This window comes from Vibrio tapetis subsp. quintayensis, assembly GCF_030409945.1.
GTDB lineage: Bacteria > Pseudomonadota > Gammaproteobacteria > Enterobacterales > Vibrionaceae > Vibrio > Vibrio quintayensis.
Genome location: NZ_JAUFQV010000011.1, coordinates 85279 through 100842, shown reverse-complemented (window position 1 = coordinate 100842; position 15564 = coordinate 85279). Strand labels below are relative to the sequence as shown.

Annotated in this window: 13 protein-coding genes and 4 pseudogenes; 13 read left to right on the top strand and 4 right to left on the bottom strand. The window is 40.5% G+C overall.

The window, feature by feature from the left end; all coding sequences use genetic code 11:
- Positions 1 to 70: 70 nt before the first annotated feature.
- From QWZ04_RS03900 to QWZ04_RS03880, 5 genes and pseudogenes are all read left to right on the top strand, one after another.
- A pseudogene (locus QWZ04_RS03900) lies at positions 71 to 643 on the top strand (SDR family oxidoreductase).
- A gap of 12 nt (positions 644 to 655) precedes the next feature.
- Complete coding sequence (rfbC, locus tag QWZ04_RS03895; protein ID WP_290325142.1) at positions 656 to 1204, top strand: dTDP-4-dehydrorhamnose 3,5-epimerase; 549 nt, start codon at positions 656 to 658, stop codon at positions 1202 to 1204.
- Entirely contained in the window at positions 1201 to 2265 is a 1065-nt protein-coding gene (locus QWZ04_RS03890; RefSeq protein ID WP_290325140.1) for a DUF1972 domain-containing protein, read from the top strand. The genes rfbC and QWZ04_RS03890 overlap by 4 nt, the downstream gene beginning before the upstream one ends.
- Positions 2266 to 2458: 193 nt before the next feature.
- A complete protein-coding gene (tnpA, locus tag QWZ04_RS03885) occupies positions 2459 to 2680 on the top strand; it encodes an IS66 family insertion sequence element accessory protein TnpA (RefSeq protein ID WP_290325138.1) in 222 nt (73 codons plus the stop codon).
- A 10-nt stretch (positions 2681 to 2690) separates the two neighbouring features.
- Positions 2691 to 4241, top strand: a pseudogene (locus QWZ04_RS03880) (IS3 family transposase).
- Between the two features lie 104 nt (positions 4242 to 4345).
- Here QWZ04_RS03880 and istB read toward each other — a convergent pair.
- Positions 4346 to 5086, bottom strand: coding sequence for an IS21-like element helper ATPase IstB (gene istB / locus QWZ04_RS03875; RefSeq protein WP_290325136.1), 741 nt, complete (start codon positions 5084 to 5086; stop codon positions 4346 to 4348).
- A 9-nt stretch (positions 5087 to 5095) separates the two neighbouring features.
- Positions 5096 to 5317 (bottom strand): annotated as a pseudogene (locus tag QWZ04_RS03870) (IS21 family transposase); the annotation flags it as partial.
- 45 nt (positions 5318 to 5362) lie between these two features.
- On the opposite strand from QWZ04_RS03870, the pseudogene QWZ04_RS03865 reads away from it, so the two are divergent.
- A pseudogene (locus tag QWZ04_RS03865) lies at positions 5363 to 5614 on the top strand (transposase domain-containing protein); the annotation flags it as partial.
- Between the two features lie 108 nt (positions 5615 to 5722).
- On the opposite strand, the gene wecA (QWZ04_RS03860) reads toward QWZ04_RS03865, so the two are convergent.
- Both wecA (QWZ04_RS03860) and wecA (QWZ04_RS03855) read right to left on the bottom strand, forming a co-directional pair.
- Positions 5723 to 6802 carry a UDP-N-acetylglucosamine--undecaprenyl-phosphate N-acetylglucosaminephosphotransferase gene (wecA, locus tag QWZ04_RS03860; RefSeq protein ID WP_290325133.1) on the bottom strand — a complete coding sequence of 360 codons (1080 nt, stop codon included), beginning with the start codon at positions 6800 to 6802 and terminating at the stop codon, positions 5723 to 5725.
- 230 nt (positions 6803 to 7032) lie between these two features.
- Entirely contained in the window at positions 7033 to 8112 is a 1080-nt protein-coding gene (gene wecA, locus QWZ04_RS03855; protein ID WP_290325131.1) for a UDP-N-acetylglucosamine--undecaprenyl-phosphate N-acetylglucosaminephosphotransferase, read from the bottom strand.
- 396 nt (positions 8113 to 8508) lie between these two features.
- Here wecA (QWZ04_RS03855) and QWZ04_RS03850 point away from each other — a divergent pair, with 396 nt between their 5' ends.
- The 7 genes from QWZ04_RS03850 (at position 8509) to QWZ04_RS03820 (ending at position 15561) form a co-directional block, all read left to right on the top strand.
- On the top strand, positions 8509 to 9699 hold the full coding sequence (locus QWZ04_RS03850; RefSeq protein ID WP_290325129.1) for a UDP-N-acetylglucosamine 4,6-dehydratase: 1191 nt from the start codon (positions 8509 to 8511) through the stop codon (positions 9697 to 9699).
- Between the two features lie 179 nt (positions 9700 to 9878).
- Positions 9879 to 10115, top strand: a complete 237-nt coding sequence (locus QWZ04_RS03845; protein ID WP_290325127.1) for an acyl carrier protein — start codon at positions 9879 to 9881, stop codon at positions 10113 to 10115.
- Between the two features lie 9 nt (positions 10116 to 10124).
- The gene (locus QWZ04_RS03840; RefSeq protein ID WP_290325125.1) at positions 10125 to 10601 is read left to right on the top strand and encodes a 3-hydroxyacyl-ACP dehydratase FabZ family protein; all 477 of its coding nucleotides are present in this window, start codon (positions 10125 to 10127) and stop codon (positions 10599 to 10601) included.
- A 20-nt stretch (positions 10602 to 10621) separates the two neighbouring features.
- Positions 10622 to 12406, top strand: a complete 1785-nt coding sequence (locus QWZ04_RS03835) for a thiamine pyrophosphate-binding protein (protein WP_290325122.1) — start codon at positions 10622 to 10624, stop codon at positions 12404 to 12406.
- Positions 12407 to 12412: 6 nt separating this feature from the next.
- Positions 12413 to 13453, top strand: a complete 1041-nt coding sequence (locus QWZ04_RS03830; protein ID WP_290325120.1) for an N-acetylneuraminate synthase family protein — start codon at positions 12413 to 12415, stop codon at positions 13451 to 13453.
- The gene (locus QWZ04_RS03825) at positions 13431 to 14138 is read left to right on the top strand and encodes an MBL fold metallo-hydrolase (RefSeq protein ID WP_290325118.1); all 708 of its coding nucleotides are present in this window, start codon (positions 13431 to 13433) and stop codon (positions 14136 to 14138) included. Before QWZ04_RS03830 ends, QWZ04_RS03825 begins: the two co-directional genes overlap by 23 nt.
- A gap of 13 nt (positions 14139 to 14151) precedes the next feature.
- Positions 14152 to 15561, top strand: coding sequence for an AMP-binding protein (locus tag QWZ04_RS03820; RefSeq protein WP_290325116.1), 1410 nt, complete (start codon positions 14152 to 14154; stop codon positions 15559 to 15561).
- The last annotated feature ends 3 nt before the right edge of the window (positions 15562 to 15564 follow it).

The following is a 15564-nucleotide window of genomic DNA, read 5'->3' as shown; positions in this document are numbered from 1 at the left end:
AATTACGGGAGTCATGGTCAGGTTGGTCACTATTTGATTAATTAACTATCCAACGCGAAGCGATGTTGATATGAGTTACCCCATTAATCGTGATGGCCCGCTGTATTTGGCGAAAGTGGTACAGACGCTGGGTGCCTTGATTTTGCACATTTCAACCGATTACGTGTTTGACGGTGACAGTTCACAGCTTTGCGTAGAAACCGACATACTCAACTCAAAGGGGCGGGAGCGTCAAAGCAAGCTAACGGGTGAACAAGTCGTAATGAGGCATTGTACTCGTTTTGCGATACAGCGCACTGCATGGGTATTTGGTGAGCATGGGAATAACTTTGTCAAAACTATGCTTCGTCTTGGTAAAGAGCGCTCGGAGCTAGGCGTTATCGGCAACTAGTTTGGTGGTCCTACGTATGCGGGTGATATTGCCAAAGCGCTGGTGGTGATAATGGATAAGTTCTCCAGCCCTGAGCAATCAGAGGTGTACCACTTTGTGGGTGAGCCTCATTATCAGTTTACCCAAACCATCTTTGACTCTGCAGAGCAGCACTCAGCCAATTCACGGTTGAATTTCTGTAAGCAAGACGTATTTGGTATTGCCCCAAGTGATTGGCAAGGGGCTCTTAAAAAAATTAAAGCCTACAGCTAGGTATTAGATATTATGAAAGTAATTGAGACAAATATTCCCGACATTAAAATCATTGAGCCGCAAGTATTTGGCGATGAGCGTGGTTTCTTTATGGGAACCTGGCAGCAGAAGAAATTTGAAGAGTTAGTAACGGGAAAGCAGACGACCTTTGCTCAGGATAATCATTCTAAATCCAGCAAAGGGATTTTGCGTGGTTTGCATTACCAAACGGAAAACACGCAAGAGAAACTGGTGCGAGTCGTTTCAGGTGAAGTGTTTGATGTCGCCGTGGATGTGCGTAAGGACTCTTTGGAGTTTTGTCAGTGGGTAGGTGTCTACTTATCGGTAGAGAATAAGTGCAAGCTTTGGGGCCCGGAAGGTTTTGTGCATGGGTTTTATGTGACCAGTGATGAGGCTGAGTTTGTCTATAAGTGTCCAAATTACTATAACTCGTCGGCTGAGCATTCTATTAAGTGGGATGCTCCTGATATAGGCACTGAATGGCCTCTAGATAATGAACTACGGTTATCGCCAAAGGATGCACAAGTAAAAGAATTATGCAAAGTTGAGCAGTTGTTATGAGAAAAGTTGTTGTTATCGGTACTGTTGGGATACCAGCTTGTTATGGTGGTTTTGAATCGCTAGTCGAAAATCTGACTTTAAATAAAAATCATGGTACTAAATATTCAGTTTTTTGTTCAGGCAAAAGCTATACAGATAGGCTAGATGAACATAATACGGCGAAGTTATATTATTTACCATTGAAAGCTAATGGTATTCAAAGTATACCTTACGATATTTTATCAATGATGAAAACGTGGGTAATAAAACCCGATGTAGTACTCATCTTAGGAGTTTCTGGGTGTGTTTTCCTTCCAATATTCAAGTTTTTTTCTAAATCAAAAATAGTTACTAATATTGATGGATTAGAATGGAAACGCGAAAAATGGGGGAGGTGGGTGAAGCGCTTCTTAAAGTTTTCAGAATCAATCGCGGTAAAGCATTCTGATGTAATAGTTACCGATAACCAAGCAATTACTGATTATGTATTTGACGAATATGGAGTGAAATCTGAAACTATTGCGTATGGAGGTGACCATGCAATACCAAAAAATTCAGCTCATTACGAAGCGAAAAAAGGTAACTATGCTCTAGGTCTATGTCGGATAGAGCCAGAAAATAATGTTGAGATGATTCTTGAAGCTTACTCAAGAACTACGAAGCACCTTAAGTTTGTTGGAAATTGGGCAGCCAGTGAGTTTGGTCGTAAGTTAAAAAGAACCTACTCAAAATACACTAATATAGAATTGTTAGATCCTATTTATGACATCGAAGAGCTTTATAGACTGCGAAGTGACTGTTCTTTGTATCTGCACGGACATTCAGCAGGTGGGACAAACCCATCGTTGGTGGAAATGATGCATTTTGGTGTCCCTATTCTTGCATTCGATTGTAACTTTAATCGATATAGTACGGAAGAAAAGGCGTGTTATTTTAAGAGTAGTGTTGACTTAGCAAAGCTATTAAATGCCGATAGCAATACAAAAGAACTCAAGTCGAATGGTAAGGCTATGAGAGAGGTTGCGATAAGTCGTTATACTTGGGAAATAATCGCACATAAATATGAAGGGACTTACTTGTAGAAACAATAAAGAAAGGAAAAACACAGGACACCCATATATTTGACGAGGCTGTAACGACCCTGTAAATAATTCTGTGTAACTGCCATTTAGTTTAACGTGCTTTTCGAGACGCTCCTCAGTAAGCGTCTAATTAACCACACGTTCTAATTCCGCTCTACCTTTGTCATAGTTTTACCAACCTAACGGAGGAACTATGACTCAATCAGAAAAACATCAACATTGGACAGCCATTGTCTCTAATCAGCAAGAAAGCGGACTTTCTGTTCCGCAGTTTTGCAAAGAGCACGACATCAATTACGCCACTTTTCATTATTGGTTGAAGAAACTCAAACAAACTGATGATGAGTGCGTATTTCGGCGATTCCGATCGGGCGTTTCCCCCCTGTGTCAGCATAGTTGTCGTCTAGATTTTTAAGGAGATAACTATGCCAGCTAATCCAGTTCCAATTGATGTAAAAACGAAAGGTCAAACTTGGTTGTTACCACCATATAATTGGTCTCATCGAAGAATTGCTAAAGAATTAGATGTGAGTCCTTCCGTGGTATCTAAGTGGAGAAATGAACTTGTTGAAAGCGGCCTATTGTCTACAGAGCCGCCGTTAGAAAATACTACTACTGATTATTCAGCGGAGCAGAGATTTTTCATAGTGATTGAAACTGCAACAATGTCTGAACGTGAGTTAGCTGAATACTGTAGGTCTAAAGGGTTATTTGTCGATGACGTTAAAGCCTGGCGAATACTATCTATCAAGGCGCAGAGCGCAACATCGACTTCAATATCACACAAAGAAAATAAGCAACTACGTGAGGAACGCAGAAAGGTAAAAGCACTGGAGAAGGAGTTGGCACGTAAAGAGAAAGCACTTGCTGAAACGGCTGCGCTACTGGTTTTGCGGGAAAAGTTCAATGCCCTCTGGGAAACCAGCGAGGAAGACTGATTCCTATCTCAGAGCGGCTTAAAATAGTCACACTTGTTGATGAAGCTGTACGTAAAGGGGCAACAAAGACAAAGGCTTGTTCCACCGTTGGGTTATCAATACGAACGTTTCAACGTTGGACAGAAAACTCTGCTGAAGTCACAAGTGATATGCGTCAGCATCCTCGGCAGCACGAGCCTCATAATAAGCTATCAGAAGCCGAAAGGCTGCAGATATTAGATATCTGCAATACACCAGAGTACGCAGATTTGCCGCCGAATATTATCGTTCCAATGTTGGCTGATGAAGGCATTTACATTGCCTCAGAATCAACATTTTATCGTGTATTAAAAGCAAACAACCAGCTAGGTAAGCGAACTCGTAACAAAGCTGGCACAAGCCCTTCTCGACCAAAGGTTCAAAAAGCCTGCAAACCGAATCAGGTATGGAGCTGGGATATCAGTTATCTGCCATCGAAAATACGAGGGAAGCACTATTACCTCTATTTGATAATGGATATCTTCAGTAGAAAAGTAGTAGGTGCAGAAGTGTATGATCAGGAGCTAGGTGAATATGCAGCGGAGTTACTCCAAAGAACAGCATGGCGGGAAAAGTGTGTGCAAGGCAACATTACTTTGCACTCTGACAACGGTGCTCCTATGAGAAGTTACACCATGCTTTGCAAAGATGTATGACCTTGGGATCGTAAGCTCTTATTCTAGGCCAAGAGTAAGCAATGACAACCCATACTCTGAGTCGTTGTTCAAAACAATAAAGTATTGTCCGTCATGGCCAGTGGATGGGTTCTCTTCCATTGAAGATGTTCGGTGTTGGGTTAGTAATTTTGTTGATTGGTATAACAATGAGCATAAACACAGTGGCATAAAGTATGTAACACCTCAGCAGAGGCATTGCGGCGAGGATAATGAAATTCTCCGACAGCGTATACAAGTCTATCGACGTGCTCAATTGACGAATCCAGGCAGATGGAGTCGGCAGACGAGAGACTGGAGTTATATCGATGAGGTGTATTTGAACCCTGAAAAGTGTGCGGCGTAATCATTCACGTTGCTGAATTGTAAAAATAGCGACAACTTGCTTGAAAAACAGCGTTTCGGTTTAATCCGATCACCTGACCCTGCCGTTTTTCTCTACCTCTAGTTTTACTCTAACTGATCGGATTGCGCCAGTTTTCTCATTGATTCCCCTCCTAGTTCTAATCGGTGGCTGTTATGGATTAATCGGTCTAAAACAGCATCAGCAACCGTGGCGTTACCTATCATGTTGTACCATTCTTTTACAGGAAGTTGGCTTATCATCATCGTGCTGCTGACCTGATATCTGTCTTCAAGTAACTCCAGTAAATGACCTGCATGATCCTGAGTGAGCTTTTCTATTCCCCAGTCATCTAGGACGAGTAAGCCTTTTTTCGATAGTGCCAGTAGTTGTTTTTGATATGTGCCATCAAGACGTCCTGAACTTAGATCATCCAGTAAGCGACTCAAACGGTAATATCGAACGCTATGTTGCTGCTCGCAAGCCTGAGCCGATAAAGCGCAAGCGATATAGGTTTTTCCTGCTCCTGTAGGGCCAGTGATCAAGATATTTTGATGTTTGTGCAGATAGCTTCCTGTCAGAAGTTCACTCATCTGACTCCGCATTAGACCTCGGCCTTCTTTGTAAATAATTTGGCTTGCCTGCGCATCTACTCTGAGCTTGGCTTGTCGCTTGAACCTTTGGATCTTAGTTTGGTTTCGGTTAAGCAACTCACTCTCTAGAAGTAAGCTTAACCTTTCTTCGAACGCTAGCTCTGCGTAAGTGGATAGCTGCTCACGTTGCTGCTCTAAAGCTTGTGCTGCATGACCAAGGCGAAGTGCTTTTAGTTGTTCATTTATCTGGTTCATTACGTACTCCTAGTGGTAAAAGTCAGGACCACGAACATTGCTGTGCTCTATGTTGGGTGTGGTTTGAGTTTCTGATGAGAGTTGGCCTTCCCGCTGGTTTACTAACAAGTTTTTGACGAACTTAAGATAGGGTTTATTGATTAGAAGAGCATCCTTACAGGCTTGCTCTAGACGAACATCGCCGTATTTTTTACTCAGGTTCAATAAGCCAAGGCAGCTACGATAAGCTTGTATTAGACGTCAACTAGTTTGGCCGGCCAAGCTAATTGTCGCCTAATAGATAGCAATGTGACTGAGCGAGATATCCGCCCGTTTACAACGGGGCGGAAAAACTGGATGTTCTCAACCTCAGTTGAGGGCGCGACAGCGAGTGCTAACTTGTATAGCTTAGTGATGACGTGTCGGGCAAATAATATCAACCCGTATTACTACTTTGTACACTTGTTCAAAGTGCTGCCGACACGAGCCCTTCAAGACGATCTGACTGCTCTTATGCCGTGGAACTTAGAAATAGATGAGGCCGAATAAGGCCTCACTGCATGATTAGACGCTTACGCTTTAACGAGCTAGACATATAAAAATGGCACCTAATGCAGGTGCCATTTTTGTATCTGACTTTTGATCTTCAGCTTACTTTCAAAATGCCTTTTCTGGCATTCCGCGCCACTTTCTTATCGCTTTGGTAATGCGCCACACGTAAGAAAGTAATACAGCATAAGCGCCAAAGGTTGCAATAAATAGCCAGAACATAATAGGTTCTGGGATGCTTGCTAGTTCACCGTAAATTCCAAAACCTGCAAATGCACTTGCAAAACTACAAATGGTTAGTAAGGTTGAACGAGGGCCTAAACCCAAACGTTGGAATATATGGTGCAGGTGTTCACGGTCTGGTTTAAAGGGGGAGTCACCACGGCGCACGCGGCGTATCATAATCGCGGCCATGTCCATCAGTGGGATGGCGATAATCCACAAGGCAGTGACTGGGCGCATTAATATGTCGGCAGTGTCTTTATTGGCTTGGCTAGCGCTCAGTAAAATCCAGATAACACTAAAACCGATTAACATACTGCCCGCATCACCCATAAAGACTTTTCGTTCTCTCCCCAATAAGCCAAGGTTCATGCAGATGTACGGCAGCATGGTAACTACAATTACAATACATAAATACGCTAACCCTTGCTGAGCATCGAGCTTAAGTAGAATAGCTAAGGCGGCAAAAGTAACCATTGATAAGCCACCTAATAAGCCGTCGATGCCATCTACCATATTAAAGGCATTGATCGCACCAATTACGGCGAATATAGTAATCAAACCACCTACCATGCCACTGCCTAACCAAATTTCACCAAAACCAAACATATTACCTAAAAACTGTAGGTTTAAGCCTGCGAGTTCGATCATGATGATGGAAAGCGAGGCTTGAATGAGTAAGCGTATTTTAAAACTTACGTCGTATTTATCGTCCACAGCTCCTAAAAGTGTAAGCAAGGCTATGCAGCCTAAAAATAGCTGGCTATGGTGGATAATCTCTGGCTTATGTAGAATAAATTGAGCAAGAGTAATGCAAATGGATATGCCACCCACTAAAGGTACGGCACCACTGTGGAATTTACGCTCATTGGGTTTATCCACTAAGCCGATTTGTCTTGCTACTTTGCGCATTAAAAAAAGTACTGCAAAGGAAAAGAAAAATATGAAAGAAAGTTCTAACAACATGATGCAACCGACGTGTCCGTGTGATTATATTTTTTGTGGCGACATTCTAGTCGATTTTGGTTCGATTATAAAGCATAGACGGCGGTAAGTTGTTACAACCTTTTGCCCTGTTCTAGGTATGAGACTATATGTATTGATTTGTAGTGAGCAGCTAACGAAACGTAGGCGGACTAGTGCATTTAGGAAGGCTGGCAAAAGAAAGCAGCGAGCCTTCTTTTGCCTAATAGAAATTAGTCATTCATTCTTACAAAGACTTGCTGTTTATCTTTTCTTGCACGAATGAATGATGTGATTCGCCAAATATGACTTAGTACTATCACGTAAACACCAAAGCAAACCAAAAAAGAAATAAACATGGTATTTTCTGGTATTTGGTGCATTTCGCCATAAATGCCAAAGGCGCCATAAGCAGCGGCAACACAATAGATAAAAATCAACGTTTGTGTGTTGGAAAGGCCAATGCGTTGGCATATGTGATGCAGGTGCTCTCTATCTGGTTTTAGTGGTGATTGGCCTTTACGAATACGGCGATACATAATTGCGACCATGTCGGTCAGTGGTACAGCAATAAGCCAAAGGACGGTCACTGGTCGAATTACAGCTAATTGGTTTGGTTGGCTCATTTGCAGCAATATCCAAATGGCTAAAAAGCCAATCATCATACTGCCCGCATCTCCCATGAATACTTTTCGTTTTTGGCCAAACAGCCCAAGGTTGAACGCCATAAATGGAATAAGTGCGGCGATGAGGGCAAAGCAGATCATAGCTAAGGCAGGTTGGTCACTAATAGTGAGTAAAATACCCATAGCTAAAAAGGTAATGATACTGAGCCCGCCGAGCAAGCCATCGATACCATCTACCATGTTAAATGCGTTAATGGCACCTATAACAGCAATGATGGTGATGGCAGTAGAAAGTAGGCCGCCTAAATCAACGTCACCATGACCAAATAGGTTCCCGAATGTGTGTAATTCTATTCCTGCAATAAAGATCATGCCGATACTGAGTAAAGCCTGAACGGCCATACGAATGTTGCAGCATAAGTCGTTTTTATCATCCCATACGCCCATGCTGGTTAAAATAAGCATTGAAAAGATAAGCCATTGTTGGTTATCAACAACAGTCGGTTGGAATGCCAGCATAAAGCAAAGGGCAATACAAATAACAATACCACCAATGAGTGGAATAGCCCCGGAGTGATGTTTTCTGTGGTTAGGTTTGTCAACAAGTTGAACCTGTTGGGCGAGTTTGCGCCCAAAAATTAATAGCACACTCGCGAATACGAATACGCCCAGAAGTGTAAAAGCCATGATGTACCTACCGCTGATGATTGTGATTGTTTTTTATTAGAATCATTCAGCTAAGGTTAAGTGGATGTGTACATAGAAGCCTCTCAGAATCGAATCCTTTTGATTGCTGTTGTCTAAATATCGTACAGGCTTTAATGAAAAGCAAGGTATGAAAAGGAAGAATTTGAATAGTATTGCGGCGACTTTAATTGAATAAATGAGATGTGTTGTGGGCTATAAGTAAAGTTCTCGCTCAAATTGTTGGATTGGTCGCGGTGCATTGGTGTTTAGTCAGGGAATCGGGGTATAATTGCCCCGATATAAAATTCTTATACATGCCCTAGCATGTTAATGCGTCTTGAGGGCACGTTTAACCTTAGGGCGGTAGCGTACATTTTTCTTTTTGGTTTATGGCATATGAATACGATACTTTCTTTAATTGGGCGACAAAAAGCGCTATTTGATACGGACATACAAGGCAATGAGCAGCAATTGAAAAGTATTGTTTCTAAGGCTCGTTTCTTGGTTTTAGGTGGCGCAGGCTCTATTGGTCAGGCGGTCACAAAAGAGATCTTCAAGCGTAATCCTAACAAGTTGCATGTGGTCGATATTAGCGAAAACAATATGGTTGAGCTGGTTCGTGATATTCGTAGTTCGTTTGGTTATATCGATGGCGACTTCCAAACCTTTGCGTTAGATATTGGCTCCATCGAATACGATGCGTTTATCAAAGCCGATGGTCAGTATGACTACGTCTTAAATCTATCTGCATTAAAGCATGTTCGTAGCGAGAAAGACCCATTTACCTTAATGCGCATGATTGATGTGAATGTATTTAATACAGATAAAACCATTCAGCAATCAATTGATGCTGGTGTAAAGAAGTACTTTTGCGTATCGACAGACAAAGCGGCGAACCCTGTCAACATGATGGGAGCGTCTAAACGTATTATGGAAATGTTCCTGATGCGTAAAAGTGAACAGATAGCGATTTCAACCGCGCGCTTTGCAAACGTAGCGTTTTCAGACGGTTCATTACTGCATGGCTTTAATCAGCGTATTCAGAAAAATCAACCGATAGTTGCCCCAAATGATATCAAACGTTATTTCGTGACTCCGCAAGAGTCTGGCGAGCTCTGCTTAATGTCTTGTATTTTTGGTGAAAACCGCGACATCTTTTTTCCTAAATTAAGTGAAGCCCTGCATCTTATTTCTTTTGCAGATATTGCGATAAAGTACCTTGAGCAACGTGGTTTTGAACCTCACTTGTGTGAAACAGAAGATGAAGCGCGAGAACTAGCAAAAACTCTGCCAGCACAGGGTAAATGGCCTTGTTTATTTACGTCGAGTGATACTACGGGCGAAAAAGACTTCGAAGAGTTCTTTACTGATCAAGAAACGTTGGATATGGCGCGCTTTGAAAACCTGGGCATCATTAAGAATGAACCGCTTTATCAGCAAGAATTATTGGCGTTGTTTGAGCAAGAAGTAAGCCGAATGAAGTTGGGTCGTGAATGGAGTAAGGAAGAGCTTGTTAAGCTGTTCTTTACTATGCTCCCAGACTTTGGTCACAAAGAGACCGGTAAATACCTTGATAGTAAGATGTAGCTAATGTTGCAAAAATTAGCTTAAGTCCGGTTTTTAAAAGTCAGTATTTACGGGGGTGTTGGCGTGCTTTCTGCGTTCAATTTCGCCAACAACGCCCTAGATTTAACGAACAAAGCAAGTTAGAATTCAAATCAATATTGGTATTGATTTGATCGAAATAAAACAAAAAGAGTATATAAATGAGTAATTTAGCTAAATATAACACAGTATTTATCGAAGCTTTAGAAGTAACTGAAGAACAACTAGCAGAGCTAAAATACCTTGATGTAGAAGCTTGGGATTCTGTTGGCCATATGGGGCTTATTGCTGAACTAGAAGAAGTATTTGAAATTGAACTAGATACAGACGATATTATTGACTTTTCAAGCTACCAAGTAGGCAAGGATATTTTGAAGAAATATTCTGTAGAACTATAGGCATAAGAGATGACTGATAACCTAAAGTTAACGGACCTCAATGCCCTGGCTATTCAGCAATATCAGCAAAACAGATACCCTTGCTTTTTTGTTGACTTTATTCATGAAGCCGTTCCTGGGAAGTACGCTAAAGGGTATAAGAATTTCACATTTAATGAGTGGTTTTTTCCTGCTCACTTCATTGATGAACCTAATGTGCCAGGTTTTATTCAAGTAGAGACTTTAACACAAGTTTTTTTGATGACATTTTTGACTTTTCCTGAGTTTAAAGGAAAGAAAACAGGTTTTGTTTCCATCGAAAAAGCGAAATTCAAACAGAAAATTCTTCCAGGAAAAAGACTAGATATCGAAGCTAACCTTACTTCATTTAAAAGAGGGTTAGCACGCGGAACATCAATAGGTTATATCGATGGGGTAGTGGCTTGTGAATTAGAGCTAGTTGTTGCCATACCCGATGTTCTGATTGGTTTTCGACCTCAGAAATGAATTTAGATTGAGAGTGAATAATGCGAGTAGCTGATTATATTGTAGAAAGATTAGCAGAAATTGGTGTAGGCCATGTTTTCATGGTTACTGGTCGTGGAATATTGTTTTTAACCGACGCAGTAGCCAAAAACGAAAACATTGAAGGCGTATCGTTACACCACGAGCAAAGCTGTTCTTATGCTGCAGTGTCATATGCTCAACAAAGCGAAAGCTTCGGGGCTTGCCTTGTCTCCACAGGGTGTGGGGCGACAAATGCGATCACAGGGCTCTTGACCGCATGGCAAGATGGCGTGCCTTGTATATTTATCTCTGGGCAAAATATGCTCAATGAAACCACGCGTTTTAGCAAAATACCAATGCGAACGTTTGGTAACCAAGAAGCCGATATTATAGAGCTGGTTGAACCTATAACTAAATATGCATCAATGGTAACTTGTGCAGATACTATCGGATATGAGCTTGATAAAGCACTATTTGAAGCAACCGATGGGCACCAAGGACCTGTTTGGTTAGATATTCCTCTTGATATTCAAAATACACACATCAAACCTGATGAGTTAGAGCGCTTTACGGCTGAGAAGAGTGCTTACCCTCAATCAATCGATAACGACGTTGTTCAAACTATTGCAAAGGAACTTTCTCAAGCCTCACGCCCGGTATTGATGCTTGGTTCTGGTGTGAGATCGGCTCTTGCGCAAAGTGAGCTGAATGCGTTAATTCAAAAGATAAACATCCCAGTCGTGTACGACTGTGCTGCCGTTGATATTTACCCATCTGAGAATGAACTTTCTATCGGGGCGGTTGGTAGCCTTGGTGGTAATAGAGCGGGCAATTTTGCTATTCAAAACTCAGACTATGTATTGGTTCTTGGCTGTCGATTGTCCCCTTTAACTACCGGTGACGAATATGACAAGTTTGTTCGAGAAGGCAAAGTTGTTGTCGTAGATATCGATGAAGTTGAACATAGAAAGGAAACAGTCAAAATCGATTTGTTTGTTCATGGAGATGCGAAAGCCTTCTTGGATAAACTAAATGATCAGCAGATAGACGAAGTAAATACCGAATGGGTTGCTAAAGCTAAGCATTGGAAACAAGTATTTCCGAAATGTGAAGATAAGTACAAGCAATCAGAATTAGTGGATAGCTATTATCTGGCTGAGACTCTTGGTCATGGCTTAAAAGACAATACGATAGTAACAACAGATGCTGGAATGGCAGAACTTATTTTCCCTTCAGGGATTGGTTTGAGAAACGGTCAGCGTTTCATTCATCCTGCATCACAAGGTGCAATGGGTGCGGCTCTTCCTTTATCCATTGGCGCGCAAATACAAAGTGGCAATGAAGTGGTATCTGTCAATGGTGATGGTTCTATCATGATGAACCTGCAAGAATTGCAAACCATCAGTCACCTAAACCTACCCGTTAAAGTATTTGTTATTAATAATAATTGTTATGCAGTAATTAATAAGCGACAAAAAGATCTGTTTAGGCGTAGAACGATAGGCACGAACCAAGATGATGGTGTCTCTTGCCCTGATTTTAAAAAAGTAGCGGATGCATTTGATTTGCCTTACGTGAAAATTGAGAACTCTGAAGACCTTCAAAATAAGGTTAATCAAGTGCTGAATTTGTCCGGCCCGGTACTATGTGAAGTTATGGGGCTAGAAGGTCAGGAATATATTAAGAATGATTTAGGTCGAAATGCAAAACGTCGCTTTGTAAGAAGAGGTCTGGAAGATCAGGCTCCTTTTATGGATAGAGACCTATTTCTTAAAGAAATGATTGTGACACCAATTGATCAATAGAGAATTATGATGGCTAAAATAAATTTTAAAGATGGAACGTTAATTGGTAATAACTTGAAGCCGTATATTATTGCTGAAGTTAACTCTAGCCATAATGGTTGTGTTGAGACCGCGAAAAAAATGATTGATGCGGCCGTTGATGCAGGCTGTTCTTGTGTGAAGTTCCAATCATGGACACCAGATACACTATATTCAAAGACCTATTACGAAAAGAATCCGATTGCCAAGCGAATTGTTAAAAAGATGTCTTTATCGGAAGAAGAGCTGTTAGAAGTTGCCCAATATTGTAATGATAAAGGTATTGGCTACTCTTCAACACCATACTCTGAAGTGGAAGTGGATTTTCTACTAGATAAGTGTAATGCGCCATTTATAAAAATCGCATCGATGGATATAAATAACTTTCCGTTTCTTGAATATATAGGTAACACCGGTGCTCCAATCATCTTATCAACGGGTATGGCTGACTTTGATGAGATACAACGTGCTGTGGAAATAATTGAAGGCACAGGTAATACAAACTTGGTGATATTGCACTGTATCTCGATTTACCCTGCGCCACCTGAGACTATTCACTTAAATAACATTACTATGTTGAAGAGCGAATACCCTCAATACCCAATCGGTTTTTCAGACCATACCTTGGGAACTGAAATCGCGGGTGCAGCTATTTCACTGGGGGCTTCTGTTGTTGAAAAACATCTTACTTTAGACCGCAGTCGTATGGGTATGGATAACAACATGGCTATTGAACCTGAAGAGATGAAACAGTTAGTCGATAATTGTAATACTGTTCAGAGAGCGATGGGCAGTTATGACCGCGTTGTATCCGAAGATGAGTTGCAACAACGTGAAAACATGCGAAGAAGTATTATTGCCAAAAAAGATTTAAAAGCGGGTACAGTCTTAACCAAAGAAGATTTGTACGCAAAACGCCCAGGCACAGGTATTGCACCAGATCAGTATGAAAAAGTTATTGGTACTACACTAGCTCGTGATATTGAAAGTGACACATTGATATTAGATGAAGATATTATCTCTCGGTAATATACAAGTTTACCAGTTTGAGCTATATCCAGTTCAATCTAATATGTTTTTGATTTGTAAGGGGAGCAACGCAATAGTCGTTGATCCCCATTACTCTCTTAAAGCTTTGGAAATCTTAGAATCCAATACAGTTGATAATATTACTATTTTATTAACGCATGAACATCCAGATCACACATCTGGTGTCAACTTTTTCAAATCAAACTTTAAAGCGAGTTTAGTTTGTAATGATATATGTGCGATAAAAATAGCAAAGAAACGAAATAATGCACCGCTTGTAATTCTAATGCAGTTAACTGAAATAGATAAAAAGAGTGGAACTAAACTTGCTCAAGAGTATAAAAAAAACAACCCACCTTATTCTTGTTTTGCTGATGTTACTTTCAATAAAGAGAAGAAAATAGATTGGTATGGATGCCCCATACTACTAACCTCTGCCCCAGGGCACTCTCCAGGCTCGGTTGCTATCGAGTTTAATAATCAGTTATTATTTACTGGTGATTATTTAATAAAAAACACACCGATTATTACTCGATTTAAAGATAGTAGCAATTATGACTTGAATAATATCACGATACCTTACTTTGAAAAGGTAAATAAGGGATTACTGATATTGCCAGGTCATGGTGAAATTTATTCTTTCAAAGATATAGAAGGCGATCCCTTAAAGTGGCTTCGTATATAAAAGGTTAATTATCATGTTCGACTTAGCTAAATACTCAGAACAAATAGTCGCAATAGATGAATACGGAAATAATAAAACTTATGCAGAGCTTGTCACTTTTTCAAACGAAGTCGCTCTAAAATTACCAACAAGAAACTTTATATTCTCTTTTTGTGAAAATAGTATTGGCGCTTTGTTCGGTTATGTATCATTTATCAATAACAGATCTGTTCCATTAATGCTAAATAGAGACTTTGATGAGGATCTTGTTAGAGGCTTGGTCAAACGCTACAAGCCTAGCCATTTTTGGATCCCTAAAGATCTCGCCAATATTTTCTATTCGGACACCACTAATGTAGTCATGGAGGCTTTTGGTTACGAACTGATTTCGACAGGCTTTGATGACGTGGCGATGCATGATGATCTGGCGCTTTTACTTCCAACTTCAGGCTCTACTGGTAGTCCTAAGTTGGTGAAACTGAGCTATGAAAATATAGAAAGCAATGCCTTATCAATTATTAACTATCTAGAGATTGATAAGTCAGAACGACCAATTACTAGCTTACCAATGAATTATTCGTATGGCTTATCTATTATAAACTCTCACTTAATTGCTGGTGCAACTATTCTATTAACGACGAAAAGCATCATGCAACGAGAATTTTGGGATTTCTTTAAGGAACAAAAAGCCACGTCACTTTCTGGTGTTCCATATAATTATCAAATACTTAAAAAGATAAGATTTTTCAAAATGTCTTTGCCTTCTTTGCGTTACATGACTCAAGCTGGCGGTAGATTAGAACCTGATTTACAACGAGAGTTTGCAGAATACGCGCAAAAAAACGCTCTTAAATTTGTCGTTATGTACGGGCAGACAGAAGCGACAGCAAGAATGGGCTACCTGCCATGGCATGAATCATTGAGTAAGTGTGGCTACGTAGGGATTGCTATTCCTGGTGGTGAATTTTCTCTTATAGATGATGCTGGAAATCAAGTAAATGAAGCAAACGTAACCGGAGAACTTGTCTACGAAGGTGCCAATGTTTTTTTAGGGTATTCTGAAGTCAGAGAAGACCTGATGAAAGGCAATGAGCATAATGGGACGCTCTATACTGGCGACATGGCCCAATTTGATACTGACGGACATTTCAAAATTGTAGGTCGCAAGAAGAGATTTATTAAGCTATTTGGAAATCGTATTAATCTAGATAGCGCTGAACAAATCGTTCGCAGTCATTTTAAAGATTTTGAGAGTGTCTGTTCTGGTAATGATGACAAAATGTATGTTTTCGTTACTACGGACAATAGCGAAGTGAAAGCTGAAGTTAGGAAATATCTTTCTCATAAAATTGGTATCCATTTTTCAGGGCTGCAGATCGAAAGCATAGATTCGATTCCTAAAAATGAGTCAGGTAAAGTTCAATACAAAAAACTACCCTTTTAAAAT